This is a genomic window from Rhizobium sp. RCC_161_2, assembly GCF_041355235.1.
Lineage (GTDB): Bacteria > Pseudomonadota > Alphaproteobacteria > Rhizobiales > Rhizobiaceae > Rhizobium.
Genome location: NZ_JBFUPL010000012.1, coordinates 93,355 through 118,235 on the forward strand (window position 1 = coordinate 93,355; position 24,881 = coordinate 118,235).

Sequence of the window (24,881 nt, forward strand, 5' to 3'; positions counted from 1 at the left end):
CGATCTATTCTTGGCAGGAACGTCCAGCAAAAGTAGCCCAATCAAAACGAAACCTGCCGTTGGCAGGGGGGTGACAATGGCCAACGGCAGGCTTTCAGGCCGCAATAGGAATGCGCACCTAGGCAAGCATGACATCCTTGCCGACGTTTAAACCCCAGTCCACGGCATTTGTTCCCGATATGACGATGTAAGAAGAGGCTGAAATCAGCCGCTCGGTCGCAGCTGCAAACCGCTGCGACTTTGGTCCCAGATCGAGCAGGACTGAAGTCTTTTCCGCTCCGACTGAGGCCCCAGAACAGGAACCGATAGGAGCCAAGATTGTTTTGCCTATAGTTCCGTTACGCACGGACAGTTAGCAAAAAAGGAGAATATCATGAAAACGAAGGTACTTAGCATAGCGGCATTCTCGTTTACCCTGGCAAGCGGGGTTGCTTTTGCACAATCATCGACCGTCACCGGTGCGGCAGGTGGAGCCGCGACGGGCGCTGTCGTTGGCGGTCCAGTCGGGGCCGCAGTCGGCGGTGTTGCGGGGGCGATTATCGGTACCGCCATCGATCCACCACCACAGGAGGTTGTCACCTATGTGCGTGAACAGCCGTTGCCCGACGATTCGGTTGTCGTCGGAGAAAGAGTGGTAGTTGGCCAACCATTGCCGGAAGCAGTCCTCGTCAGAACGGTTCCAGAAAACCCAAGATACGGCTACGCGGTCTTCAACCACGAGCGCGTTATCGTCGAGCCCTCCTCGCGAAAAGTGATCAGAGTTCTCGACTAATCGACATTGGAGGGCCACTCGGCTCTCCAATCCGGGCCGTGTATGCGTCACAATTATAACACTCGAAATGCGTGCACTCAACCTCGAACTCAGGACAAACGATAAAACCGAAACACGAAGCATTCCTCGTAGATGCGGCAGCCATCTTCATTTATGACCGAGTACCATGGTTCCTCCTCCCTATCGAGAACTGCTCCCGACTCCTTTCCGAATGAGCCCGCAATGTGAGCAAATCTTTGTAGGGATGAGCCGAAGAAGCTGTCGACAGAAACCATTATTGCTATTGACGGCCAATGGCTTGTCAGCTCGGTCCGCCGCTATCAAAGTACCGGAACAACTCTAGTTTCTCGGCGAGTTCCAGATCTGACACTGGTTTCCCTATAGTTGCAAGCGCCACTTGGGGATACTCGGCCGCGATCGCTTCTTGCCCTGTGACGAAAATACTCGGAATCCCTCGCTGACGAAGCCACTTGGCGGCAGCTGGACCAGTACGCCCGTCGGCAAGATCGATATCTACCAACACCCCGTCCACACCAAGAATATCCAGCTTTTCGACAAGGTCGGCAAAGCTTGTTGCGGCCCCTACGAAGATATGCCCCAAATCTTCAATCATGGTCTCGATTTGAAAGATGATCAGCGGATTATCTTCGAGATAGAATATCTTTAACGGAAATCCGGACGCTTCCATGCCCAACAAGCCTCCTACACCTCAGGATCCTTCGGTGACACGCGCGTAAGTGGACCGGCGAGGGCACAGCGCAATCCCTGTGGACGAAACAGGATGCTCGGCGGCGTGCCAAAGAGACTATATAACGCCGAGCGGATATACCGTGTTCCATATCCGCTCCGTTCTGGTTCCGAAGCCGGGGGACCTCCGCTCTCGATCCATTGAATAGTCAGATCCTCATCTTGTGAAACGGACCAGTTCAGGGTGACACGACCTTCTGGTTTTGAAAGCGCGCCATATTTGAGCGCGTTTGTCGCAAGCTCATGGAAGCACAACGCAAGCGTCGTTGCGGCTTCGGGGCTCAACAAAACCGCAGGCCCCCCGAACCTAACGCGATTCGCGCCGTTCGCTCTGTATGGGCTGAGGGTCAATTCGGCGATGCGGGAGAATTCGACCGATTCACCGTTCGCCTGGAATACCGCGGAATGCACATTGGCAAGGGCGGCAAGCCGACCGGCGAAATCGTCTGCGAACTCATTGAGCGAGACGGCGCGCCGCCGAGTCATTTGGAAGATTGAGGAGATGCTTGAAAGGATGTTCTTCACCCGATGATTGAGCTCGCGCCGGAGCTCAATCTCGCGCTCGATATGATCCCGAACGTCTCGTTGGCGTAGGCGCGCCAAGAGGCTCGACTGAATGCCACTGAGCAATTCGAGTGCCGTCACGGGACGCTGGTAGTAGAGCTGGCGCGATCGGGGCCAAACTGACGACAACTCTGATCGGACGCGCGCCTGCGGCATCATACGGTCCAACAGGATGACCACGGGCATTTCGGACCATTCAGGTTGATCGACCAGATGGCGACCAATCGCCTTCAACACCTCCGGATTGAGCGCCTCCTGGGTTGCAACAAGAACCCCAGGCGCCTGTTCCAGCAGTGCTGTCAGCTCATCCAAGCCGTCCGCCCGCCGGACGTCCACGCCATTCTGAGCGAGGAATGTGTTCAAGTGTTCGGCGTCGCGCCGATAAGGCGCAATTGCCAACACCCAGTCGAGATGGCTGTCATTCGCGGCCACGAGTGATCACGCCTCCGGAATCGGATTATATGGGATCACCGCGACGCCGGAACTTTGAATAAACAGTTCGCGTACAGCGAGATCGTGCGGGCCGTGCCGCTTCTTCACGACGGTGACACTGCGTCGCAGCCTGCCATCGTGCTCAGCAATGCGCAGCAGGAGCACAGTGTCACCCAGAAAGCTTACGTCGACATCGATACCGACATCTTGGCCGAGCAGGCCGTGTTGCGCGACAATAAGCATGGTAAGTACACCAGCTCGGGCGAGATATTTCAGGAGCGACTGGATGTCGCGAACCGCCTTTTCGCGATGCGGCAACGAATTCAAATATCCGGTAAAGCTGTCGATTACGACGACCTTCACCTTTTCACTGCTCACCGCTTGTTGCACGATCTGGCCGAACTCACCCGGCGAGATCTCATTGGGGTTGAAATCGCGGATGATCAACTGGCCATCCTCATAGAACTGGCGCAGATCCATGCCAAGTCCTTCCGAGCGTCGGAAGAATGTTTCGATTCGCTCCTCGAACAGGAACAGCCCAACGCTCTCGCCACGTGCGAGAGCCGCGGTCGCATAAAGGGAGGCCATAGTCGATTTGCCGGTGCCGGCCTGACCAATGACGAGCGTGGTCGTTCCCGCTTCCTGCCCGCCGCCGAACATTTCGTCGAGCGTGTCGACGCCTGATTTAATTAGCTGCGGCTCTACGGTTCTCACCACCGCGCCAGGTATGATCCGCGGGAATACGACGACGCCTTCGCCCTCACGGATCGCCATATCGTGATAGCCATCGGCGACGGGCACGCCGCGCATTTTGCTGACTTCGATACGGCGACGGACTGCGCCGTATTCCTCGAGCGACTTGTCCAGACGAATGACGCCATGAGCGATACCGTCGACTTCCTCGCCTGTTCGATCGATCTCCTGTGTTTGGGTGTCAAGCAACAGAGCCACGATATTGCGCTTGGCAAGAAATGCCTTGAAGGCAATCAGCTCGCGACGGAAACGCGGCGAATCGCCGGTAATCAGCCGTATTTCCAGTAGTGAATCATAAACCAGGCGGCTGGGTTTATGTTCCTCGATCGCGCTTTCGATCATCTTTCGTGTCTCGTCCAGCCGGAGCTCAGCCGTCTGAAAGATCGTCTGGTCGGCCGCGCGGTTGATCGAATCGGAAGCCGACAGCTCTTCTACTCGGATGCCATCGATCGTCCAGCTATGCGACGACGCAATCGCCTCTAATTCGGCTCTTGTTTGAGAAAGGCTGACGTAAATGCACCGCTCGCCGTTCGCTACGCCCGCCCGGAGAAATTGTAGGGCCGCAGTCGTCTTGCCCGAGCCTGGCGCACCTTGAACGATGTAGAGATTTGATTCGGGTAAACCGCCTCGGAGGATTTCATCTAGCCCGGAGATGCCGGAACTCACCGTTGTCTGCCTGCGCTCAACCACAATAACCTCTCGATCACAAAAATTGAATACGTACAACGCCGGATCGGGATTTCAAGTTCCCAGCCCGAGGAACAAGGGAGCCGTCTGCGTACAGCCTTCCAAGCACAAATTGACGGAAAGCCGCCAGATTGGCGGCATATTGACGCTCGCGCAGCTTGCCCCTCTGCTAAGGCTCTCGAATCCCCGGATGCGGAGAATACGAGAGCGGCCATCAAGTGCGAACATGTTGATGACGAGGTGGTCGATATAGTCTTGGCGGGTTCGATCGGTGCCTTCCAGCCCGTGAGCGTTGGCCGGAGACCTCCCTCCGTCAGAAAGTAGGTTCGGAACTCGTACACCATCTGCCTTTCGTGGCCTGACCGGAGGCAGAAACGGGAAGCTTGGTAACTCTCCTGAGCAATGAAGCAGTCTCTGGCCTTGCCCGCGCTTGATGCCGCGCCCGCATCGCCACACGTGATCCCGGAGCAGTCGTGTGCCTACGGTGCGACCGCCACAAACGGCCGGCGGGATGCCAATGCTGGTTTAGGATATTTCGTGATCTCTCCCGCAATCCCGGTTCGCGCCCATGCTGAACTAGATCGTCCGGATCGTTCGGCCAGATGGCTCTGGAACAATCGTCCATCATTACGGTTCGAAATGGTTGACGTCGAAATTTCCCAAGAACCGATCTTGGTGATGCTCCACGAATTGGCAGGATATGATAATGAACGTGCTTATCGTTGAAGACGAGGGACTCGTCGCCTTGGTACTCAAGGACATAGCCATCAACGCGGGTCTATCGGTCCTTGGACCGGCATCCGGCATTGAGCAGGCTTTAGCCTATGCCACACGAGCCGACATTGCCTTGGTCGATCTCGGCCTTCTGGATGGAAAAAGCGGCCTACAGCTCGCCCGCCGCCTGATCGACCGCTTCAATACGACGGTCATTTTTGTCACCGGAACGCCTGAAGCTGCCAGGCGGGAATTCGGCGATGCTTTCGCGGTGATCGGCAAACCATTTACCGACAAACAAGTCGTGGACGCCCTACATCAAGCCCGTGACATGCGGACCGAGATGAAAAGTCCAGTCTCTTCTTATCGCGTTTCGATCTAGACGCCGAGTTGCCTATTCGGGGCAGCCTCGTTCATCATGTGTCGCGCTACTCTTGCGCCAGGCTCCACAGCACCGCCCAGGGACCGAGCCTGTCGGGCGCGATATCACCCTGGCTTAGAATAATATCTTTCCTGTTTGGCACCGTCGTATCGACGGCCTCGCCTGAGAGGTTGGCCATAAGATGGAGGATGGAGCGGCCCATTTTCCACGTCACGCAAACCAACCGTCCATCACTATCATACTTGGCTGAATGGCCCCGTGCGTCCGCGAGACATGGCACGATCCATTTTCTCCTCAGCGACAGCAGCAGACGATAATATTCGACGAACGGCTCGTTATGGATTGCTCCGCGCCACTGCAATTTTGCCTGACGAAAGGTGCTTTCGCAGATCGGATCGAGCGCGTCGTTCACATCGAAGCCAGGCAGCCGCGATAGCTCTTCTTTCCTTCCTGCCCGGATCGTCTCGTTCAGCTCATCAGCGAGATCGCAGAAGAACGGAAAGGGATCCGTCGATCCCCATTCCTCGCCCATGAACAGCATTGGAATTTGCGGCGCCAGCAGATAGATGGCGGCAATTGCCTTTATGGCTTCGATCGGATGGGACGCGTTCATCCGATCGCCCATTGCCCGGTTGCCGATCTGATCGTGGTTCTGGATGAATGAAACGAACGCGGTTGGCGGCAAGCCGGTGCTGGGCCTTCCCCTCGTTTTTCCCCGATAGGGCATGTGCTCACCCTGAAATACAAATCCTTCCGCCAAGGCGCGACCGATCTTTGCGCCATCGCCGGCATAATCCCGATAGTAGCCGAATGTCTCGCCCGTCGCGGCAATATGCAGGACGTGATGGATATCGTCATTCCACTGGGCCGTGAATTGTCGCGCTCTTCCCTGCGCGTCCCGCGCCAGAAGATCGGCATTATTGTCTTCATTCTCGGCGATCAGATGGATAGGCCGTTCGGAAACCGCTTCCCTCACGCGCTCGGCGAGTTCGCATAATATGTGCGGATGGCTGTCATCCCTGATGGCATGAACCGCGTCAAGCCGGAGGCCATCCATTCGAAATTCCCTTATCCAATAGATTGCATTCTCAATGATAAAATCCCGGACGAAACGACTGCCGGCGCCGTCGAAGTTGAGACCGCGGCCCCAGGGCGTCTTGTGTGTGTCGCTGAAGATTGGCGCATAATGCGGCAGATAGTTCCCGTCTGGGCCAAAGTGATTATAAACCACATCTAGAAACACGCTGATTCCACATCCATGCGCTGCGTCCACGAGTGACCGCAAATCCTCGGGCCGACCATAGCTGCTATCTGGCGCATAGGACAGGACGCCATCATAACCCCAGCCGTATCGTCCGGGAAAATCGGAAAGTGGCATGAGCTGGATCGCGGTGATGCCGAGGCGCCGCAGATGCTCCAGCTTTTCGATCGCCGCCAGGAAGGTGCCGGCCTCGGTAAAGGCTCCGAGATGCATTTCATATATCACCATCTCCTCCCAGGGACGGCCGTTCCAGGGCTCGGTGCGCCATGCGAAGGTTGGATCGATGATCTCACTGGGCCCATGAACGTCATTCGGCTGGAAACGCGATGCCGGGTCCGGCACTTCAAGGCCGTTCGGGAGAATGAATGTATAAAGGTCACCCGGACGGGCACCCGGTATCTCAACACGATGCCATCCATCCGCCAGCCGCTTCATCTGCCATTGTCCGCGCTTTTCGATTTTTAGTGTCACGCGCTGATGGAGCGGTGCCCAGAGGCAGAATGCGACCGCTTCGTCCCTGATTTCCGGACCATGTGCGATGTTGCTCAGCTGCATTTTCGACCTCGCGCTCAAACCTGTTCCAATGATTGCCGCTCCCCAACGCGGCTGTTGCATTGGTGTTCCTGCGGATTGGAACAGATGTCACTCTGCTTCGTTAGGTGGCCGAATGAAAAAGAGGCCACGATGATCGTTCCCACCTCCACCTACCGCCTACAGTTTCGCAGCGGCATTACCTTCGATAAGGCGATCAGGCTCATCCCTCATCTCAAAGACCTCGGCATCAGCCATCTTTATGCATCACCGATTTTCAGCGCCGCCGAGGGCTCGGCGCATGGGTACGATGTCATCGACCCTAACGAGATTGATCCGGCGATAGGCGGGCGAGAAGGCTTTGAGCGTCTCGCCGGCGCCTTGCGGCGGGCCGGTCTCGGTCTCATCATCGATATTGTTCCCAACCATATGGCGGCATCGATTGAAAATGCGTGGTGGCGTGACGTTTTGCGACATGGAGGGCATAGTCCCTACGCTCGCCATTTCGACATCGACTGGAGCGAGAAACTGACCTTGCCGCAGCTCGGCAATCCGCTCGACGAGGTTTTGACAGCTGGAGAGCTGGAGCTTTTTTACGATCAAACCGAACATCTGGTGATGCTTGCCTATTTCGATAATCGCTTTCCGCTGAGCGATGACAGCAGCCGCCACGTATTGGCACAGACGGACGGAGACGACGAAAAGCTGAGAGCTTTTTCCCAAAATGCGCCCGGGATGAAGCAGCTGCTTGCCGAGCAGCACTGGCGGCTGCTCTACTGGAATGACGCGGCCAGTCATCTCAACTACCGTCGCTTTTTCGAGGTCAGCGGGCTCGCCGGCATCCGGATTGAAGATCCCGAGGTTTTCGACAATGTCCACCGACTGAGCATTGAGCTGGTTCGATCCGGTAAGGTGCAGGGTCTTCGCATCGACCATATTGACGGATTGGCCGATCCCAAAGCCTATCTCACGCGCCTGCGCCAAGCCGTCGGCGCGGATACTTTCATCGTGGTCGAGAAGATCCTTGGCAGCAACGAAACCTTGCCCTCCGACTGGCCTGTGTCTGGCACGACCGGTTACGAGTTCATCTCGGCGATGGCGCAGCTTTTCATTGCCGGCGACGGCTTGAGCAAAATCGACACGGCATACGCGGCCACAGCCGGTAAACAGGCTGACTTTCAAGAAAGTTTGCGCGAAGCAAAGCTGCTGATGATTCGCCGCAATTTTGCCGGCGAGGTCAGGCGCCTTATCCAACTTGCCCAGGCGATTTATCCCGAGCTTGATCCGGACGACATCTCGTCTGCGCTCGAGGAATTGCTGATTGCTTTTCCGGTCTATCGCATCTACGGCGACCGGGGGCCACTGGAGGCTCGTGACGAAGAAATTCTCGCCGCTGCGGTCGCTCACGCCCAGCCGCATGCGCGGTCGATGACCGCGCTGGCGATGATCGGACGAATATTGGGAGGAGATGTCGATGGCGCGCATGCCGTCGAATTTCAGACACAATTTCAGCAGCTTAGCGGACCTATCATGGCCAAGGCGGTGGAGGATACGCTATTCTATCGATACAACCGCCTCATTGCCGCCAATGAAGTCGGGGGCGACCCGAGCCAGTCGCCGGGTGGCGTCTCGATGTTTCACCGGATGATGGTAGATCGCACGCGGCATCAAAGACATGGGCTGTCGGCGACATCGACGCACGACACCAAGCGCGGCGAAGACGCCCGCGCGCGCCTTTACGCTGTCTCTGAGTGTCCCGACGTCTGGATTGAAGGCGTCGGACGGTGGCGCGACTTGAACAAGGCTTTTCGCCGCAACCTTTCGAACGGCCCGGCGCCGGAACCCAATGTCGAATGGATGCTCTACCAGGCCCTGGCGGGAATCTGGCCCGACGATTTCCGATGCAATGGAAACGAGGAGCTGCAGACCCGCTTCGTCGCCTATGTCGAAAAGGCCATAAGGGAGGCGAAGCTGCGGACGGACTGGATGGCGCGAAACGCCGATTATGAAGAGGCCGTGTTGGGGTATGCCGCAGCGTTGCTTTCTCCCGACAATCACGCCTTCGCAACGGACTTCGACAAGGCTATGCGCCTCTTTGCCGAGCTCGGCTATTTGAACAGCCTGTCTCAAACTCTGATCAAGCTTACCGCACCCGGTATTCCTGATATCTACCAGGGATGCGAAGGTCTGGATTTCAATCTGGTCGACCCGGATAACCGCAGGATCGTTGAATATTCATCCTTCAGCGAACCCGGCGCGAGCGACACCTCTTCCAAAGCCCGGCAGGCGGCGTCGCGCAAACGCCACATCATAAGAACCGTGCTGCAGTATCGCAACGAGCGACCGCAGCTCTTTCTTGATGGACTGTACCAACCGCTCGATGTCATCGGCCGGCGGCAGGACAATTTGGTCGCATTTGCGCGCCACTATGAAGATCAGACGGCAATAACGATCGCCCCGCGCTTGCTTGGTGATTATGCCGCCTCCGGCATGGACAATGGAGGACCCGATTTCTGGCAGGACACGACGGTATTGGCTCCGCCATGGCTTCGCGGACCGAAGCGGGATCTCCTGACGGGAAAACCCGTCGATGCCGGCGATATCGCGGCAGCGTCGATCCTCGCAGATTATCCGGTCTCCGTTCTCGTTCCGGTTTCCTGAGCAACGACACTGCGGCCGACGCGAGGCTGGCTCTCATCGGAACAAATCCGCTCATACCGGGTTTCTGCCGCGCAGCTGCAAGGAGGATGTCGATGACGGAAAAAACCGGGCCGCACGAGATAAAACCCGGCGAATTCTCACGCCTGGGGGCAAGTTATGACGGCGATGGCGTCAATTTCGCACTGTTCAGCGCCTATGCCGAAAAAGTCGAGCTCTGCCTCTTCGACGAGAATGGAAACCGGGAAATCGAGCGGATCGCCTTGCCGGAATATACCAATGAGATCTGGCATGGCTACATTCCCGGTATGAAGCCTGGCGCCCTTTACGGCTATCGTGTCCATGGACCGTATGATCCGGAGAACGGGCATCGCTACAATCCCAACAAGCTGCTTACCGATCCCTATGCACGGGAACTTGTCGGCGATGTCGAGTGGTCGCAAGCGCATTTCGCCTATTCGCTGAACCACGAGAACGCGGATCTCTCCTTCGACGAGACCGACAGCGCGCCAGTCATGCCGAAGTGCCGTGTCGTCGGACCTCATGACGATCAAGACTGGCGCGCGGATCGGAACCCGTCGATCGGCTGGTCGAAGACGATCTTTTACGAGGCGCACGTCAAGGGCCTGACCAAACTCCACCCCGCCATTCCGGAGGGCTTGCGCGGTACCTTCGAAGGCCTCGCCTGCAAGGAAATCGTCGACTACGTCAAAAGCCTCGGCATTACCTCCATCGAGCTGCTGCCGATCCACTTTTTCCCGGACGACACCCATCTGCTCGATAAGGGGCTTCGCAACTATTGGGGCTATAATACCCTCGCCTTCTTCGCGCCGGCTTCGCGCTACTATGGTCCAAAGGGGCTTGCGGGCTTGCGCGATATGATACGCAGCTTCCATGATGCCGGTATCGAGGTGATCCTGGACGTCGTCTACAATCATACCGCCGAAGGCAATGAACTTGGCCCGACACTGTCGTTCAAGGGCATCGACAATTTCTCGTATTACCGCACGATGCCCGATCAGCCGCGTTACTACATCAACGATACCGGCACCGGAAACACCATTAATACATCGCATCCGCGCGTCCTGCAGATGGTGACGGACTCGCTTCGCTATTGGGCAGAGGAGATGCATGTCGATGGGTTCCGCTTTGATCTCGGGACCATTCTCGGCCGCGAGCCGCAAGGGTTCGATCAGCGCAGCGGCTTCTTCGATGCCGTGGGGCAGGACCCCGTACTTTCCAGAGTCAAGCTCATCGGCGAGCCATGGGACATCGGCCCCGGCGGCTACCAGGTCGGTGGATTCCCGGCCGGCTGGGCGGAGTGGAACGACAAGTATCGCGATACGGTGCGGGATTATTGGAGAGGCACCAAGGGCATCACCAGCGATTTCGCCGCGCGCATTCTAGGCTCGGGCGACGTTTACGACTTTCGCGGCCGCCGGCCTTGGGCTGGTGTCAACTTCGTCGCCGCGCATGACGGCTTTACGTTAAATGACCTCGTCTCTTACAATGACAAGCATAACGAGGCTAACGGCGAGGACAACCGAGACGGCCACGACGACAATCGCAGCTTCAATCATGGCGTCGAAGGACCGACAGACGATCCGCTCGTCAATGCAGTGCGCGATCGCCAGAAGCGAAATTTTCTCGCTACCTTATTCCTCTCCCATGGCACTCCGATGCTGCTTGCGGGAGATGAGTTCGGCCGCGGCCAGATGGGAAACAACAATTGCTACTGCCAGGATAACGCGCTGAGCTGGGTCGCATGGGAGGACCGCTCGGAGAGCGCCGACGTGCTGCGCGCCTTCACCGGACGGCTGATTGCGCTGCGGCGTGAGCATTCAATCCTGAGGCGGGAGAGCTGGCGCGACGGATTGGAGATAAGGTGGCTTAGCCCCGGCGGCGGCGAGCAGACCGATACGCAATGGCAGGATGAGGACAACATGACCATAGGGCTGCGCCTGTCGCGCAAGCAGCCGGCGGAAGAGGGATGGGACGATGTGCTGATCCTATTCAATCCGCAAGATGTGGATATCTCCTTTGTCTTGCCGGACAGGACCGCTTGGATATTGGAGTTCACGACATCAAAACCAACAGCGCCGTCCGCCGAGCTAACCGGCAAGAAGAGTTTGGAACTCGAAGGCCGAAGCCTCGCCATGCTCCGCACAGCCTGAAAGCAGCCGTCGCACGCAGAGGTCTCGCGCTTGAACAGTCCGCCTCTAGGTCATCGCCACAACTTTTCTGCGAAAGGAGATAAGCCTCAACAAGATCCATTGCCGATTGTCATTCTTCTCGTTCTCTTCGCGCGATAGGAAGGTGTTAATGTCCCGTGTCGATGATGTGCCCGCAGGAACTGCCCCTATGGAATCTTCCAAGCCCGCTATTGTCTGGGGTCCCATCATTATGGCGATCTTTATGCTCAAGGCGTCATCGACCCGGCAAAGGTCGTCCGGACCGCGCTTCAGGATGCCCCCTCTGATGCCGGTCTGCTTGTGACAACCGAAGCCATGATCGCCGAGAAGCCGAAGAAGGACGCCGCCCCGGCGGTACCCGCTGACGCCGGCATGGACTTTTAGGTTGAAGCACTCGGTCCGCCCTGCAAAAAGGGCGGGCCACTTTTGTCGAATGAGAGAAACGGATGTCTTTGCCAACGAGAGAAGAGTCGCATCTATGCGCGAGCGTCGTGAAGGAAGTTGCGAATGCCAGGGGAATCTCCAAAGACCCAGCTGCTGTCTCAAGGCTGACCTATTTAGTGGCGAGGCTGTTTGCGAGCGGGCTGCGAGAACGCGACGACCTGCTTTCTGCAGCCACGTACTCAGAAGAACTGCCTAGTCAGACAAACTAGACACAACCGACGCTTACAATCGAAAGAGAAACTGGAAAGGAGTGCCAGCGCACTTGCAGCCTTGGCGGCGGAGCGTGGCTATCTCATAGGCCGACGCTATTGCTGAGCAGCCAAGCCTGATAATCCGCAAGATCGGTCGAGCGCACAGCACTTGTGCGGGGCTATTTGGTTCTGTCACGGCAAGGACAGGATAATGACGACGACGCTTCGAAACTACCATGCCCGGATGCAACGGGTCCTAGATCACATTGATCAGCATCTCGAGCGCAATCTGGACCTGGACGAGTTGAGCTGCGTGGCCGCCTTCTCCAAGTTTCATTTCCATCGGCGGTTCGCGGCGGCCTTTGGGCTGTCTGTGCATCGCTATATCCAACTCGTCCGCATGAAACGGGCATCCTACAGGCTGGCCTACAGGGACGTAGACAGCGTGACCGAGATAGCGATGGATGCCGGCTACGAAGCTCCTGACGCCTTTGCCAGCGCATTTCGGCAACGGTTCAGCCAGTCGCCTTCGCAGTTCAGGAAATCTCCCGATTGGGAGCCGTGGCTTGCCGCCCTCGGGCCTCTCAACCAAGCAAGGGGTAAGCTTATGCAAAGGACATTTGCAGCCAATGACATCGAAATCCGCCAGGTGTCTCCGACCCCTGTCACGATCATGAAACATCTACTTTCAACCCAAATCTCTCTCCTAAACAGCGCGTTCGCTAAACGTGGGCATTTTATCAGGCGAAATCGTAGCGGCCTTCGCGGGATGACTATGATACAACCGTCCTAATCGTTCGATGTGACGCCGATGACTTCGTTCATTGTCACGTCGATTCGGCGCGTGTTGACGGGGTTGCCATGATGATGAACAAATTGAATGATGTTCCGGTGCAGTCCGACGAGTGAGGATTTTATGCCTTGGAATGGATTAATCGCTACATCGATCGTCCGTTGCTCGATGGCGCAGCTAGCGGGTTGCGGACGTGGCACATTCGTTGCGGGAAGGATCCCGAGCAGTGGGAGCCGACGTGGCATCTTTGCATGCTCTCGCTTCTTTTGATTGTTGCCGCACATTATCTTCGCGGCTCCGAGCTTGTTCTCTGCGCGTCAGCTGTTGCCATACTCGCGCTTCCTTCCGTTTACAAGTTGGTTTTCATTTGGAAAGCGGTCAACACCTACGCCCGACGGGAATATGTACTGCACAAGAAGCGCGCGCTCATAAAACGGCAGACAGAATGGTCCGTGAGAATGGCGGTTCTGTTCGTCTCCGCCAGCCTTCCATTTCTTGCTTGGATAGTCGACTCTGCCGGGAGGTTTTTCTTACTGGGAGCAAGTCTTTGGTTCGTGCTGACCATCCCCGTAAAATTCTTTCTTCAGGCAGCCGAACCACCAGAACCCGATGAAGGCGATAGATCATTTCAAAACACCATCGTGCTTGGGTGATGCATTCAGTGCCAACATCCTTTACAGGAAAGCTCAACAGACCAGACGCAGCCCGGTTAAACGTCCTGGAACCAACTGCGATGAATTCCGTTATCTCCATACAAATCGAAAAGGAGATCACGATGCTTTATTATGCTCTTGTGTTTTTTGTTGTGGCACTCATCGCAGGAGTTCTTGGATTCGGAGGAATCGCAGGCGCCTCTGCTTCGATCGCGCAAGTTCTATTCTTTATATTCTTGATTCTATTCGTTGTCTCGCTAGTCATGCGGGTCGCGCGGCGACCGTAAAAATAAGCAACGCCTCTAACATAACTCGGCGAAGAGCCGGGTTATGCATGCAATTTTTAAGACACGCTGGGGCATTTGGTGGTACTGTAGCGACCAAACAGGACGATTAACGGCATTACTTAAGCCCGCCCTACGCTGAGTTCCATTGAACGCCTTGGGACAACTCGACATAGATCGGCCGGGCCAGTTCGCCGACCATCTTCTTTCGGGTAGCCCGAAAGGCATCGTCCGGCTCCATCTCCTCGCCAGCTGGCGCGGCCTTGCGTATGAACCCCCTGATCTGATCGCCGGAATGATAGAACTTGGCGATGATGGAGCCGGGTGGGGCTGCCCCATGGCGATAGCGCCGGTAGATTTCCATGTGCCTCCTCAGGTCGCCTGGAACATCGCTCTACAGGAGCGGCTTGCCTCCGGTCACGGCGACCGTGGTGCCAGAGACGTAGCTCGAAAGCGGATCAGCGAGCATGACATAGGATGTCGCAAGCTCGGCCGGTTGGCCTGGACGCTTCATCGGCACCTGCTTCCCGAAATTTTCGACGGCCTCCGCGGGCAAGGTTGAGGGGATGAGCGGCGTCCAGATTGGCCCCGGCGCAACTGCATTCGCGCGGATACCTTTCTCCGCAAGCAATTGCGCGAGGCCGGCCGTGAAATTCTGGATGGCGCCCTTGGTTGTGGCATACGCGAGCAATGTCGGATTAGGATTGTCCGAATTGATCGACGCCGTGTTGATGATGGCGCTGCCCGGCTTCATGTGCGGAACGGCAGCTTTGGTCAGGTAGAACATCGCATGAATATTAACCTTGAAGGTGAGTTCCCATTCCTGGTCACTGATATCGCCAATATCCTGAAAGCTCGCCTGGTGGGCGGCATTATTGACGAGGATATCGACGGCGCCGAACTCCGCCACAGCCTTTTCGACGATGGAACGGCAATGCTGCGGATCCTGGATATCGCCAGAAACGAGAACGGCCTTGCAACCGGCCTGTTCAACCCAATGCCTTGTCTCTTCCGCGTCGTCGTCTTCATCGAGATAGGCAATGAGGACATCAGCGCCCTCGCGTGCAAAAGCGATGGCAACCGCGCGGCCGATGCCGCTGTCGCCACCCGTGATAATCGCTTTCTTGCCGAGAAGCCGGCCGGATCCCCGATAGGATTCCTCGCCATGGTCCGGCACCGGTCGCATGGCGGCGGTATGACCGGGCATCGGTTGCTGCTGCGGCGAAAACGAGGGTGTGGGATGCGTAGGCATGGTTTGCTCCTTGATGCTGGCTGAATTCCTATTCTCAACCGCCACGCCCGCGCTTGGTTCCCGCGCGGAAGGAAAAAACAGCTGGCGGGGGACCAGAAATGACGCTGCCTTTTTCAAGGAACCTTTCCCGCCTAGTGACCGTTTTTAGCCGAGGTCCGCATCCAAGAGATCATTCCTCCATGCACTCGAAAGGACATGCGATGCATCGTTTCAAGCAGAAGACCGCTAATCGCGACGCCGACAGCGTTAAGACGGTCGCGGCGGCACGTCCGGCCGAACGGATTATGGTGCAGGTGGTCGATGTCTCGCAGTCCTTTGCCGTCAACCCCATGATTGCTGTGGCAATCGCGAAGTTCGCCCGCCTCGATGTCATCGTCAACAATGCCAGCGTGTACGAGGCGGGCGAACCGGCCGATATCTCGGACGAACGCTGGCAGGCGTTCGCGGATGCCAACGGCGTATTCCTCGGGTGCCGCGCCGCCATTTCATATCTAGAAAAGACCCGGGGGGTGATCATCAATGCCTCAGTCTCGGGTACGGGCGGCGACTGGGGCATGAGCCCTTACAACGCCGCAAAGGGTGCAGTCGTCAATCTCACTGGGCCTTGCCGCTCGATCTCGTCAAAAAGGGGTATCCGTGTCAATTCCGTCTGCCCGAGCCTGACACGCACCGGTATGATCGAGGACATGCTTAAGGACGAGAAGCGGTTGCGAAGTTCAAGGAGCGCATCCGGTTCGGCCTGGTCTACGAACCGCAGAGAGTGGCTGCCGTCATCACCTTTTCGGCGAGCGAGGGCGCCAGTTTCGTGACCGGTGCCGACATCCCCGTCGGTGAAGGCGTGTCCGCTTCGAACGGACAACCCGCGCAGGAATAAGCGAGGAAATACCTATGAATTTCAAACAGATTAACGAAACGAACGGCCACCGGACCTATGTCGTCATCCTCGATGCCGAAGAGGAAGCCTTCACCGCGCTCGGCGACTTTGCCAATGCGCAAGGGCTGACGGCGGCGTCGGTAACTGCCATCGGCGCCTTCGAAAAGGCGACCGTCGGCTGGTTTAATTTTGCCAGCCGCAGTTACCGCAAAATTCCAGTCGATGAACAGTGTGAAGTTCTGAGCCTACTCGGCGATATCGCGATCGGGGAGGATGGCAAGGCAAGCCTGCATCTCCATGCGGTTTTGGGTCTTAAGGACGGCTCTACACGCGGCGGCCATTTCTTGAGCGGTATCGTCAACCCAACGTTGGAGGCGACGATCAGCGAGACGCCAACCCATCTCCACCGCCGTCATCGACAGGATCTCGGCATCGCTCTGATCGAGATTTGAAACCCGAGGTGTGACGATCGTCGATCGCTCGAAACAGGGGCGACAACCGGTGATTCGGCCCGAAATTTCCTACCTGAAGGAGACCCTATGGCGACGGATACGAATTTCGAAACTTCGCGAGGCAAAGGCGGTGAGACACATCAGCAGGTACCGGCCAAGGGGCCGCATGGAGGCGTCGATCATTTGACGACAGACCAGGGCATTCCTGTCTCGGACAATCAGAACAGCCTGAAATCCGGTGTGCGCGGGCCGACTCTTCTTGAAGATTTCGTGCTGCGCGAAAAGATCTTTCATTTCGATCACGAGCGCATTCCCGAGCGCATCGTACATGCGCGGGGGTCGGGTGCGCATGGGTTTTTCGAACTCTATGAGCCGCTCTCCGACATCACCAAGGCGGATCTGTTCCAGCGCAAGGGCGAAAAAACACCGGTTTTCGTCCGCTTCTCAACCGTTGCCGGTGGCGCCGGCTCTGTCGATACGCCGCGCGACGTACGCGGCTTCGCGGTGAAATTCTACACCAAGCAAGGCAATTGGGATCTCGTCGGCAACAATATCCCGGTCTTCTTTATCCAGGATGCGATCAAGTTTCCGGATCTCGTCCACGCCGTCAAAATGGAGGCGGACAGGGCCTATCCGCAAGCGGCGAGCGCGCACGACACCTTCTGGGACTGGGCATCCTTGATGCCTGAATCGACCCATATGCTGATGTGGGCGATGTCGGATCGCGCCATTCCCCGCTCCTTCCGCATGATGCAGGGCTTCGGCATCCACACGTTCCGTTTCGTCAATGAGGCCGGCAAGTCCACCTTCGTGAAATTCCATTGGCGGCCAAAGCTCGGCACGCAGTCGCTGGTCTGGGACGAAGCATTGAAGCTGCAGGCGGCCGACAACGACTATCATCGCCGCGACCTGTTTGAGACGATCGCCTCCGGCCATTTTCCAGAATGGGAGCTGGGGCTGCAGCTCTTCGACGACAAGTTCGCCGAGAGCCTTCCCTATGATGTCCTCGATCCTACTAAGCTCATTCCGGAAGAGATCCTGCCGCTCAAGATCGTCGGCCGGATGGTGCTCGACCGAAACCCGGACAATTTCTTTGCCGAGACAGAGCAGGTCGCCTTCTGTCCGGCCAATATCGTGCCGGGTGTCGATTTCACCAACGATCCGCTGCTGCAGGGACGTCTCTTCAGCTATCTCGACACACAGAAATCGCGCCTCGGCACCGCAAACTTCCATCAATTGCCAATCAACGCGCCGAAATGTCCGGTGATGAACTTCCAGCGCGACGGTCAGATGCAGATGAACGTCCCCAAGGGCCGCGCCAATTACGAACCCAATAGCCTTGCCGCAAGCGGCGAGCCTAGCGGTCCGCGTGAGTGTCCCGTCACTGGTTTTCAGACCTTTGCCCATCAGGCTGGGGAAGGAGAGCAAGGGGACAAGTTGCGGGCACGCGGCGAAATCTTTGCCGATCATTATAGCCAGGCAGGCCTGTTCTGGAAATCGCAAACACCGTCGGAACAGGCCCACATCGCCTCCGCCTTCGTGTTCGAGCTGTCGAAGGTGCAGCTCGAGCAGGTGCCGCCACGCATGGTGGGCAACCTGCTGAATGTCGATGCCGATCTGGCAAAGCGCGTTGCCGCCGGTCTCGGCATCGTTTTGCCCATAAAAAACCCACCCGCCCGTAAGCCGATAGACCTCGACCCTTCCCCGGCTCTTTCGATCCAAAAGAACATGAGAGAAACGCTGGAGGGGCGCACGGTAGGCATCCTGATCGCTGGAGGCAGCGACGCCAAAACAACCGACGATCTCGTCGGTGCCATCACCGCTGCCGGCGCCACACCCTTCGTCGTCGCGCCGAAGGTGGGGGAAACGAAACTTTCAGACGGCAATACGATCCGCGCCGACGGACAACTCCTCGGCTCGCCATCCCAGCTGTTCGATGCCGTGGCGGTCATCCTGTCAAACGAGGGCGCGGCAATGCTCATCAAGGAAGGCGCCGCGGTACAATGGGTAATGGATGCCTTCGGCCACTTGAAGGCCATCGGCCACAACGAACGAGCCAAGCCTTTGCTGGACAAGGCAGGCATTCAACCGGACGCCGGCGTTGTCGATCTTTCTTCCTTTATTGGTGCAGCCGCCAAACGTTACTGGGATCGCGAGCCCCATATCCGCATGCTTGCGTAGGCAGCTCGCAATGCCAGTGACGAAAGACAACACGCGCTTGGGATCGGAACCGGGTGTTGTTGGCAGGCGTGCCACAACCAAGCACGGACGCGGAGGTGGAAGCGGTCGCGTAGCCGCTGAACCGACGGCGGGGAAGGCTGATGATGATTCCGGATGCATCTATCTCGCCACGCTGGAGAGCGGCATTACTCGTAAGAAGGGCCGAAAAGACTTTCTCTATTACGACCAAAGTGGAAAACGCATCATCGACAAGGCCGAGCTTGACCGGTTTTCCGCACTGGCCATTCCCCCGCTTATACCGACGTCATCATTTCCCCAGATCCGCGTTCGCACCTGCAGGCCGTCGGCCGCGATGCCAGGGGCCGGAAACAATATCGCTATCATCCCGACTGGATCGCAGAGCGCGACCGAGAAAAATTCGCGCAACTGGCGGAGTTCGCTCGAGCCTTACCCAGGATCCGCAAGCGGATCGATATCGATCTTCGACGCAGGAAGCCTGGATTGCCGAAGGCGCTCGCCACCGTCGTCTGGCTGATGGACAAGCTTTTCATCCGCATCGGCAACGAAGCCTATGCGGCGGAAAACGGGTCCTACGGCTTGACAACCTTGCGCAATCGCCATGTCAAAGTGGTTGGGTCACGCGTCCAGTTTCGCTTCAAGGGAAAATCCGGCAAGGAATGGCGGCTGAGCTACAGTGACCGCCGTATCATACGCGCGATACGCATGCTGCAAGAGTTGCCCGGCCAGCAGCTGTTTCAGTATGTGGACGAGGATGGTACTCGTCACCCGATACGCTCGCAGGACGTCAATGCCTTATTCGCGACGCGGCGGCTGGGGACTTCAGCTCGCGGCAATTTCGCATCTGGGGCGCCACCCGCATGGCGGCCTCGGCACTGGCGACCGTCCAGCCCGCTGACAGCGCCAAAAGCCCGGGCAAGGCAAGTCAACGAAGTCGTCGACGCCGTTGCAGCGAAACTGGTGAACACGCGCGCCGTCTGCCGAGGATTCTACATCCACCCGCGCGTGCTCGAAGACTTCGAGAACGGCGAATTGACCACGATCGCGCGGGCGAAGGTGAGGAAGTGGTCCAGCGCTCTGAAATGGCTGGATGAAGATGAAGTTGTGGTGCTGCGCTGGTTGGAGAAACAGGCGGCAGGCACTGACTTGCCCGCCACATAAGCCGCCTCCCGCACTACCCTTTGTCAGTTTACGCCATTGTGTTGGGGTCATTTTCAGATGACCGAAGTTCAATTACCGGTTTGCCGCGGCGACGCGCCACACCGTATTGCCGACATCATCGGCAATCAACAGCGCGCCGGCCTTGTCGACTGCCAGGCCGACAGGCCGCCCACGCGCTTCGTTATGCGCATTCAAGAAACCGCTGACAACGTCTTGCGGCATGCCGTTCGGGCGACCATCACGGAAGGGTACGAAGATTACTTTGTAACCGTTGAACTCGTGACGATTCCAGCTTCCGTGCTCGCCGACGAAGGCGCCGCCTCGATAGGTTTCCGGCAGGTTAGTGCCCGTATAGAAAGCCATGCCCAAGGGCGCCACATGCGAGCTCAGCGCATAGTCGGGCACAATGGCCCTGGCAACAAGATCGGGACGCTGCGGCATCACGCGCGGATCGACATTCTGGCCATAATAGCTGTATGGCCATCCATAGAACCCGCCCTCCTTCACGGAGGTCATATAATCCGGCACGAGATTGGGACCCAATTCATCCCGTTCGTTGACAACAGTCCATAGCGCATGCGTCTGTGGCTCCCAGCTCAGGCCGTTCGGATTCCTAAGTCCATCCGCAAAAATGCGCGAACGACCGGTCGCCCGATCCACCTCCCATATCGAGGCACGGTCCTTTTCCGCCTGGATACCATTTTCGGTAATGTTGCTATTGGATCCAACGCCGACATAAAGCAGTGATCCGTCAGGGCTGGCGAGAAGGCTTTTGGTCCAATGATGGTCAATGGGACCGCCAGGCAAATCGGTGAGTTTGGTGCCAGGCTCGGCGATGCTCGTCTCTCCCGGCCTATAGGGATAGCGCATGATGGCGTCGGTCTCGGCGACATAGAAATCGCTGCCGACCAAGGCTACGCCGAAGGGCGAGTTGAGATGATCGAGAAAGACGCTCTTGGTCTCGGCGACACCGTCGCCGTCGGCATCACGCAATAGAGTTATGCGATTGCTTCCCTCATTGCCGCTGCCCCCCGACGTCGCAAGAGATTCAACCCACCCCATGATGAGATCCTTCGGACGCTTGACCGATGCAGCGGGCGGAGCGATTGACTCGACGGCGAGTACATCGCCGTTTGGCAATACATAGACGGAGCGGGGATGCTTCAACTCCGTTGCGAGCGCCTGTACTTGCAGACCCTGCGCAACGGTCGGCTTCTCACCGTTCTTCCAGCCAACCACCGAGGCAACATGCATGGGAGGGATCAAGTACTGGGTTTGCGCGGGCAGTGTCGGATTGGGTCCTATCTGGCCATTCGGGTCCGGCTCGTTACGGTCGCAACCAAAAAGGGCCAATAGTGGAATACACACAAGAGCCAATCCGAGAAAATGCGCCCTCCAATAGGTCGAATTATTGATCATTGGTCGGCTCCAACATGATGACGATAGACCAGCGACCTCCCCGTCCACGCAGTGAATAGGATGATGGCAACCACGACAGCGGAGAGGATCAGGCCCGTGGGAACGACGGAGGCCCAGGCGTCGCGGCTGTGCACCAGGGCATTGAAGAATGACAGGATCAGAACGAGGGCATTGCCGATTACATGTGGCCAGGCAGGTCGTTGCGCTCGAACAAGTCGATTTCTCAGGAAGTCGATCAGGCCAGCGATCGCCGAAAGCACACCCAGCAACAGACCTGCCGTCAGCAGCCAGGCGGAAAAATTTGCCCACATCATTTCCGCCGTTCGCCAGTAGGTAACATCCGTCAGAAGGGTGCCGACGAAACAGACGATCGGAAAAGGAACGAGCATGGGATGAACAGGGTGCTTCCCAATCCGGGCCGTCGAATGGAGATCTTGATCGGTCATGACGAGGTTTTCCATGCTGAGCGACAGGAGCATCCCCAAACATTCGCGGAAACCTGTTGTTCCCAAGCAGCTTCATCGATCCGCAAATAATAGGATTGTTCCATTATAGCTTGATTGACCACGGCCCGGAATCGAAGGACGGATGCCGATCGGTAATATCAAGCGCTGAGCAGGAGATCTGGGCTGGGGAATTTTCTTCATGCAAGCGTGGAACATGGCCTCTTCCCATGGGTTGGGCATCAGGAACTTCAGCTCAAAAGATCAGCTCAAAAGAAACGATAGCGAGGAAGCCAATGAGGAAAGTTCTGTTGTCTTTGACCGCGCTGATGATGACGGTTTCGGCAGGATTGGCATAGAGCCAGACGCCGACCAGCAGCCAGAAAACGCCGGCTGTAGCGACAGCACCTTTCTGCAAATCGACGCGCAAGGTGTTGGGCAAGCATTGGCCGTGAAGGACGCCAAACCGGTTCAGGTGTCGCTCGATTACCAGGGCAATATCGTTGGCAAGTGAACAAAGCCGACAATCAAAAATAGATCAAGGCAAAAGCACAACAAGGAAGGAACCTTCTATGACAATGGTGACTGGACTTTTTGACACCTATCGCGATGCAAAGCTCGCCGTGGAACAACTTGAGGATGCTGGAATTTCATCCGATGAGATCAGTGGCGTTTCCAGGACTGAAGGCGGTCGTGAGGTTCAGGAGCAAGGCGGCAAGGCCATGGAAGGCGCGGGCGCCGGTGCCGGCCTTGGCGCGGTTGCCGGCGGCGCGGGTGGATTGCTCGCGGGATTGGGCGTGATTTCGATCCCCGGCATCGGTCCCGTTGTGGCTGCAGGGTGGTTGATTGCTGTTCTGGCGGGAGCGGCGGGCGGCGCCCTCGCCGGCGGTGCTGCCGGTGGTATCGTCGGCGCGCTGATAAAATCTGGAGTGCCGGAGGAGGATGCCAATGTCTATGCCGAGAGTGTTCGTCGCGGCGGGACGCTTGTGATCGCGCGCGTCGAAGGTGAGGAAGTCGCCATAGCGAACCAAATCCTCGATCTTGCAGCGCGTGTCGATATCAGCAACCGGCGAGCCTTCTATGCCGAGCAGGGATGGAGGCGTTTTGATGACACACTCGATCCCTATGCTCCGTTTGACACCGATCCGGTACATTACGCGCCACCACCGCGTGTGTGATGCGGGTCGCAAGCGCTGCTAAGGCCCCATAGCAACCGGATGGAACGTTTTTGGCGGATCACCGATGGCTGTCGTGGAACAAATCGACAGCAGGCATGTTCGGTGCTCGCAGTTACAACGCCATAGGAGGAAATCATGGCAAATCCGAAAACGCTGAACGATCTTTTCGTCGAGACGCTGAAGGATATTTACTACGCTGAAAAGCAGATTCTCAGAGCATTGCCGAAGATGGCGCGGGCCGCCCAGTCGGAAGAAGGCAAGGCAGGGTTCCTGCACCACCGCGACGAAACTCAAGGGCAGGTTGAGCGTTTGGAGCAGGTGTTCGAAATTCTCGGCAAACCAGCGCGTGGCAAGACCTGTGAGGCCATCCAGGGGATCATCGCCGAGGCGGACGAAATTACAGATGAATTCAAGGGTTCGGCCGCGCTCGATGCCGGGTTGATTTCATCGGCGCAGGCTGTCGAACATTATGAAATTGCGCGCTATGGCACATTGATTGCCTGGGCCAAACAACTTGGTTTGAAAGAAGCCGTGCCGCTTCTCGAACAGACCCTGAAGGAAGAGGTGGCAACCGACAAGAAGTTGACCCAGCTTGCCGAGACCGCAGCCAATGCCAAGGCACAGAAAGCGGCTTGATCGACATGTCTTTTGGAATGGCCGCCATCGGGCGGCTATTCTTCGCCTGCCCTCGCGCGGCTCTGTCGGAACCATAAAAGCGCTGGATCGTTTCGTAATTCGTCAGCAGAACTCCCGGAGCGATATGGTTTAATGATTGGAGCAGCGATGAAGACGTTGATCGTGGCGAACGCCATCCTGATGATCCCGGTTGTGGCAGTGGCTCAATCGCCCCAGCTCGAAAACACATGCCAAACCGTTGCCAAAAATTTCCTTCTCACCGACCATCTCAATGTCGGCATCGTCCAATCCTTTCCCGAATTGAAACCGCCCGGAGCCCGCTTGACCTATTCGACCCGGCCGGGAGCCAGTAAGTCCGATATGAGCGACAGCTTCGAATGCGAATTCGATAAGACCGACTCACCAAATCATCTCACGCGATTCTGCGTTTCCGAAGTCTGCTATTCCGCAGGCGATGCGGACGCCGATCGGAAGCGGCGCTTCGACGAAATGCGCATCCTGCTCGATCGCACCAACAAATGAATTCCCGCGCCAGCGGCTCGCGGTGCGGAACGAACAACAAGGAGGTCGACATGACGCAGCCTCGAAAACCAAGGAACCTCTCACGGGAAGAGGATTATCGCGATTATCAGGACCGCGACAGCCGTGATGGCTGGCCGTATTCGGACGATAGCGGGTTAGGGTCAGCCGACCCGGAAAATCGGGAATATGGCGCCACCCCGGCAAATTTTGACGAAGAGCCCGACACCGGTGTCATCGTCGACGCAGCCGATGCGAGCGGCCTTGAGGAAGACACGGCTCGCACCGCCGGGCCTCTGCCCGCGGATCGCATCGATAGCGATGCGTTGGAGGCGACGATTACCGATTGGCTCGATCAGAGCGATGAGATCGATGCCGACAGTATCGATGTGCATGCCGACAACGGCATCGTGACATTGGAAGGTAGCGTCGAAACGCATTCGCTGTTGCGAGATATTGAAGTGTTCGCCCTGTCCATACCCGGCGTCGCCGAAGTTCATAATAATCTGCGAACCATCGGCGTAGACTCGCATATTCCGCCGGATGCATAGGACAGCGTCAGGACCCAGCGCGAATGGCTCCGCACTTGCAATATCGCCATCGGATATCCATTTCATGCTGTGAGGACTGCGACACTGATTTGACTATCGTATCGCTCCAAGGCTACGAGGGCATTGATTGCCTCGCTTC

Annotated in this window: 23 protein-coding genes and 2 pseudogenes; 17 read left to right on the forward strand and 8 right to left on the reverse strand. The window is 57.3% G+C overall.

From position 1 onward, the window contains the following. The first annotated feature begins 373 nt into the window (after positions 1-373). Positions 374-772 (forward strand): DUF1236 domain-containing protein, encoded by a 399-nt coding sequence (locus AB6803_RS26425; protein ID WP_371111678.1) that lies wholly within the window; start codon positions 374-376, stop codon positions 770-772. 301 nt (positions 773-1,073) lie between these two features. On the opposite strand, the gene AB6803_RS26430 is transcribed toward AB6803_RS26425, so the two are convergent. The 3 genes from AB6803_RS26430 to AB6803_RS26440 are packed head-to-tail and all read right to left on the reverse strand — an operon-like array spanning position 1,074 to position 3,961. Next, positions 1,074-1,460 carry a response regulator gene (locus AB6803_RS26430; RefSeq protein WP_371111788.1) on the reverse strand — a complete coding sequence of 129 codons (387 nt, stop codon included), beginning with the start codon at positions 1,458-1,460 and terminating at the stop codon, positions 1,074-1,076. A gap of 14 nt (positions 1,461-1,474) precedes the next feature. Then, entirely contained in the window at positions 1,475-2,515 is a 1,041-nt protein-coding gene (locus AB6803_RS26435; RefSeq protein ID WP_371111679.1) for a sensor histidine kinase, read from the reverse strand. Positions 2,516-2,521: 6 nt separating this feature from the next. After that, positions 2,522-3,961: an ATPase domain-containing protein gene (locus AB6803_RS26440; protein ID WP_371111789.1), complete on the reverse strand. Its 1,440-nt coding sequence runs from the start codon at positions 3,959-3,961 to the stop codon at positions 2,522-2,524. Between the two features lie 700 nt (positions 3,962-4,661). Here AB6803_RS26440 and AB6803_RS26445 point away from each other — a divergent pair. Next, positions 4,662-5,051: a response regulator gene (locus AB6803_RS26445; RefSeq protein ID WP_371111680.1), complete on the forward strand. Its 390-nt coding sequence runs from the start codon at positions 4,662-4,664 to the stop codon at positions 5,049-5,051. Between the two features lie 46 nt (positions 5,052-5,097). Here the strand turns inward: AB6803_RS26445 and treZ are convergent, their stop codons facing one another. After that, positions 5,098-6,867, reverse strand: a complete 1,770-nt coding sequence (gene treZ / locus AB6803_RS26450) for a malto-oligosyltrehalose trehalohydrolase (protein WP_371111681.1) — start codon at positions 6,865-6,867, stop codon at positions 5,098-5,100. 129 nt (positions 6,868-6,996) lie between these two features. On the opposite strand from treZ, the gene treY reads away from it, so the two are divergent. The 6 genes and pseudogenes from treY to AB6803_RS26480 all read left to right on the forward strand — a co-directional run bounded on the left by treY (position 6,997) and on the right by AB6803_RS26480 (position 14,061). Continuing rightward, positions 6,997-9,504 carry a malto-oligosyltrehalose synthase gene (treY, locus tag AB6803_RS26455; protein ID WP_371111682.1) on the forward strand — a complete coding sequence of 836 codons (2,508 nt, stop codon included), beginning with the start codon at positions 6,997-6,999 and terminating at the stop codon, positions 9,502-9,504. A 92-nt stretch (positions 9,505-9,596) separates the two neighbouring features. After that, positions 9,597-11,675 carry a glycogen debranching protein GlgX gene (gene glgX, locus AB6803_RS26460; RefSeq protein ID WP_371111683.1) on the forward strand — a complete coding sequence of 693 codons (2,079 nt, stop codon included), beginning with the start codon at positions 9,597-9,599 and terminating at the stop codon, positions 11,673-11,675. 228 nt (positions 11,676-11,903) lie between these two features. Continuing rightward, positions 11,904-12,077: pseudogene (groEL, locus tag AB6803_RS26465) on the forward strand (chaperonin GroEL); the annotation flags it as partial. A 462-nt stretch (positions 12,078-12,539) separates the two neighbouring features. Next, positions 12,540-13,010 (forward strand): annotated as a pseudogene (locus AB6803_RS26470) (helix-turn-helix domain-containing protein); the annotation flags it as partial. A gap of 239 nt (positions 13,011-13,249) precedes the next feature. Next, a complete protein-coding gene (locus tag AB6803_RS26475; protein ID WP_371111684.1) occupies positions 13,250-13,774 on the forward strand; it encodes a hypothetical protein in 525 nt (174 codons plus the stop codon). A 122-nt stretch (positions 13,775-13,896) separates the two neighbouring features. Next, a complete protein-coding gene (locus AB6803_RS26480) occupies positions 13,897-14,061 on the forward strand; it encodes a DUF1328 domain-containing protein (protein ID WP_371111790.1) in 165 nt (54 codons plus the stop codon). 130 nt (positions 14,062-14,191) lie between these two features. Here AB6803_RS26480 and AB6803_RS26485 read toward each other — a convergent pair whose 3' ends face one another. Together AB6803_RS26485 and AB6803_RS26490 are read right to left on the reverse strand one after the other, a co-directional pair. After that, positions 14,192-14,422, reverse strand: a complete 231-nt coding sequence (locus AB6803_RS26485; RefSeq protein ID WP_371111685.1) for a hypothetical protein — start codon at positions 14,420-14,422, stop codon at positions 14,192-14,194. A gap of 30 nt (positions 14,423-14,452) precedes the next feature. Then, on the reverse strand, positions 14,453-15,310 hold the full coding sequence (locus AB6803_RS26490; protein WP_371111686.1) for an SDR family oxidoreductase: 858 nt from the start codon (positions 15,308-15,310) through the stop codon (positions 14,453-14,455). A gap of 200 nt (positions 15,311-15,510) precedes the next feature. On the opposite strand from AB6803_RS26490, the gene AB6803_RS26495 reads away from it, so the two are divergent. The 4 genes from AB6803_RS26495 (at position 15,511) to AB6803_RS26510 (ending at position 19,996) form a co-directional block, all read left to right on the forward strand. Beyond that, positions 15,511-16,119: an SDR family NAD(P)-dependent oxidoreductase gene (locus AB6803_RS26495; protein WP_371111687.1), complete on the forward strand. Its 609-nt coding sequence runs from the start codon at positions 15,511-15,513 to the stop codon at positions 16,117-16,119. Positions 16,120-16,198: 79 nt separating this feature from the next. After that, entirely contained in the window at positions 16,199-16,636 is a 438-nt protein-coding gene (locus AB6803_RS26500) for a PPC domain-containing DNA-binding protein (RefSeq protein ID WP_371111688.1), read from the forward strand. Positions 16,637-16,723: 87 nt separating this feature from the next. Beyond that, a complete protein-coding gene (locus AB6803_RS26505; protein WP_371111689.1) occupies positions 16,724-18,817 on the forward strand; it encodes a catalase in 2,094 nt (697 codons plus the stop codon). A gap of 309 nt (positions 18,818-19,126) precedes the next feature. Then, positions 19,127-19,996: a DNA topoisomerase IB gene (locus AB6803_RS26510; protein ID WP_371111791.1), complete on the forward strand. Its 870-nt coding sequence runs from the start codon at positions 19,127-19,129 to the stop codon at positions 19,994-19,996. A gap of 72 nt (positions 19,997-20,068) precedes the next feature. Here the strand turns inward: AB6803_RS26510 and AB6803_RS26515 are convergent, their stop codons facing one another. After that, the gene (locus tag AB6803_RS26515; protein ID WP_371111690.1) at positions 20,069-21,415 is read right to left on the reverse strand and encodes a sorbosone dehydrogenase family protein; all 1,347 of its coding nucleotides are present in this window, start codon (positions 21,413-21,415) and stop codon (positions 20,069-20,071) included. Next, positions 21,412-21,861, reverse strand: a complete 450-nt coding sequence (locus AB6803_RS26520) for a DUF2231 domain-containing protein (RefSeq protein WP_371111691.1) — start codon at positions 21,859-21,861, stop codon at positions 21,412-21,414. The genes AB6803_RS26515 and AB6803_RS26520 overlap by 4 nt, the downstream gene beginning before the upstream one ends. A 199-nt stretch (positions 21,862-22,060) precedes the next feature. On the opposite strand from AB6803_RS26520, the gene AB6803_RS26525 reads away from it, so the two are divergent. The 5 genes from AB6803_RS26525 to AB6803_RS26545 all read left to right on the forward strand — a co-directional run bounded on the left by AB6803_RS26525 (position 22,061) and on the right by AB6803_RS26545 (position 24,742). Next, positions 22,061-22,372 (forward strand): hypothetical protein, encoded by a 312-nt coding sequence (locus AB6803_RS26525; RefSeq protein ID WP_371111692.1) that lies wholly within the window; start codon positions 22,061-22,063, stop codon positions 22,370-22,372. Positions 22,373-22,430: 58 nt separating this feature from the next. Then, positions 22,431-23,036: a hypothetical protein gene (locus AB6803_RS26530; RefSeq protein WP_371111693.1), complete on the forward strand. Its 606-nt coding sequence runs from the start codon at positions 22,431-22,433 to the stop codon at positions 23,034-23,036. A 135-nt stretch (positions 23,037-23,171) separates the two neighbouring features. After that, positions 23,172-23,672 carry a ferritin-like domain-containing protein gene (locus AB6803_RS26535; RefSeq protein ID WP_371111694.1) on the forward strand — a complete coding sequence of 167 codons (501 nt, stop codon included), beginning with the start codon at positions 23,172-23,174 and terminating at the stop codon, positions 23,670-23,672. 147 nt (positions 23,673-23,819) lie between these two features. Further along, the gene (locus tag AB6803_RS26540) at positions 23,820-24,194 is read left to right on the forward strand and encodes a hypothetical protein (RefSeq protein ID WP_371111792.1); all 375 of its coding nucleotides are present in this window, start codon (positions 23,820-23,822) and stop codon (positions 24,192-24,194) included. Positions 24,195-24,244: 50 nt separating this feature from the next. Continuing rightward, positions 24,245-24,742: a BON domain-containing protein gene (locus AB6803_RS26545; RefSeq protein WP_371111695.1), complete on the forward strand. Its 498-nt coding sequence runs from the start codon at positions 24,245-24,247 to the stop codon at positions 24,740-24,742. The last annotated feature ends 139 nt before the right edge of the window (positions 24,743-24,881 follow it).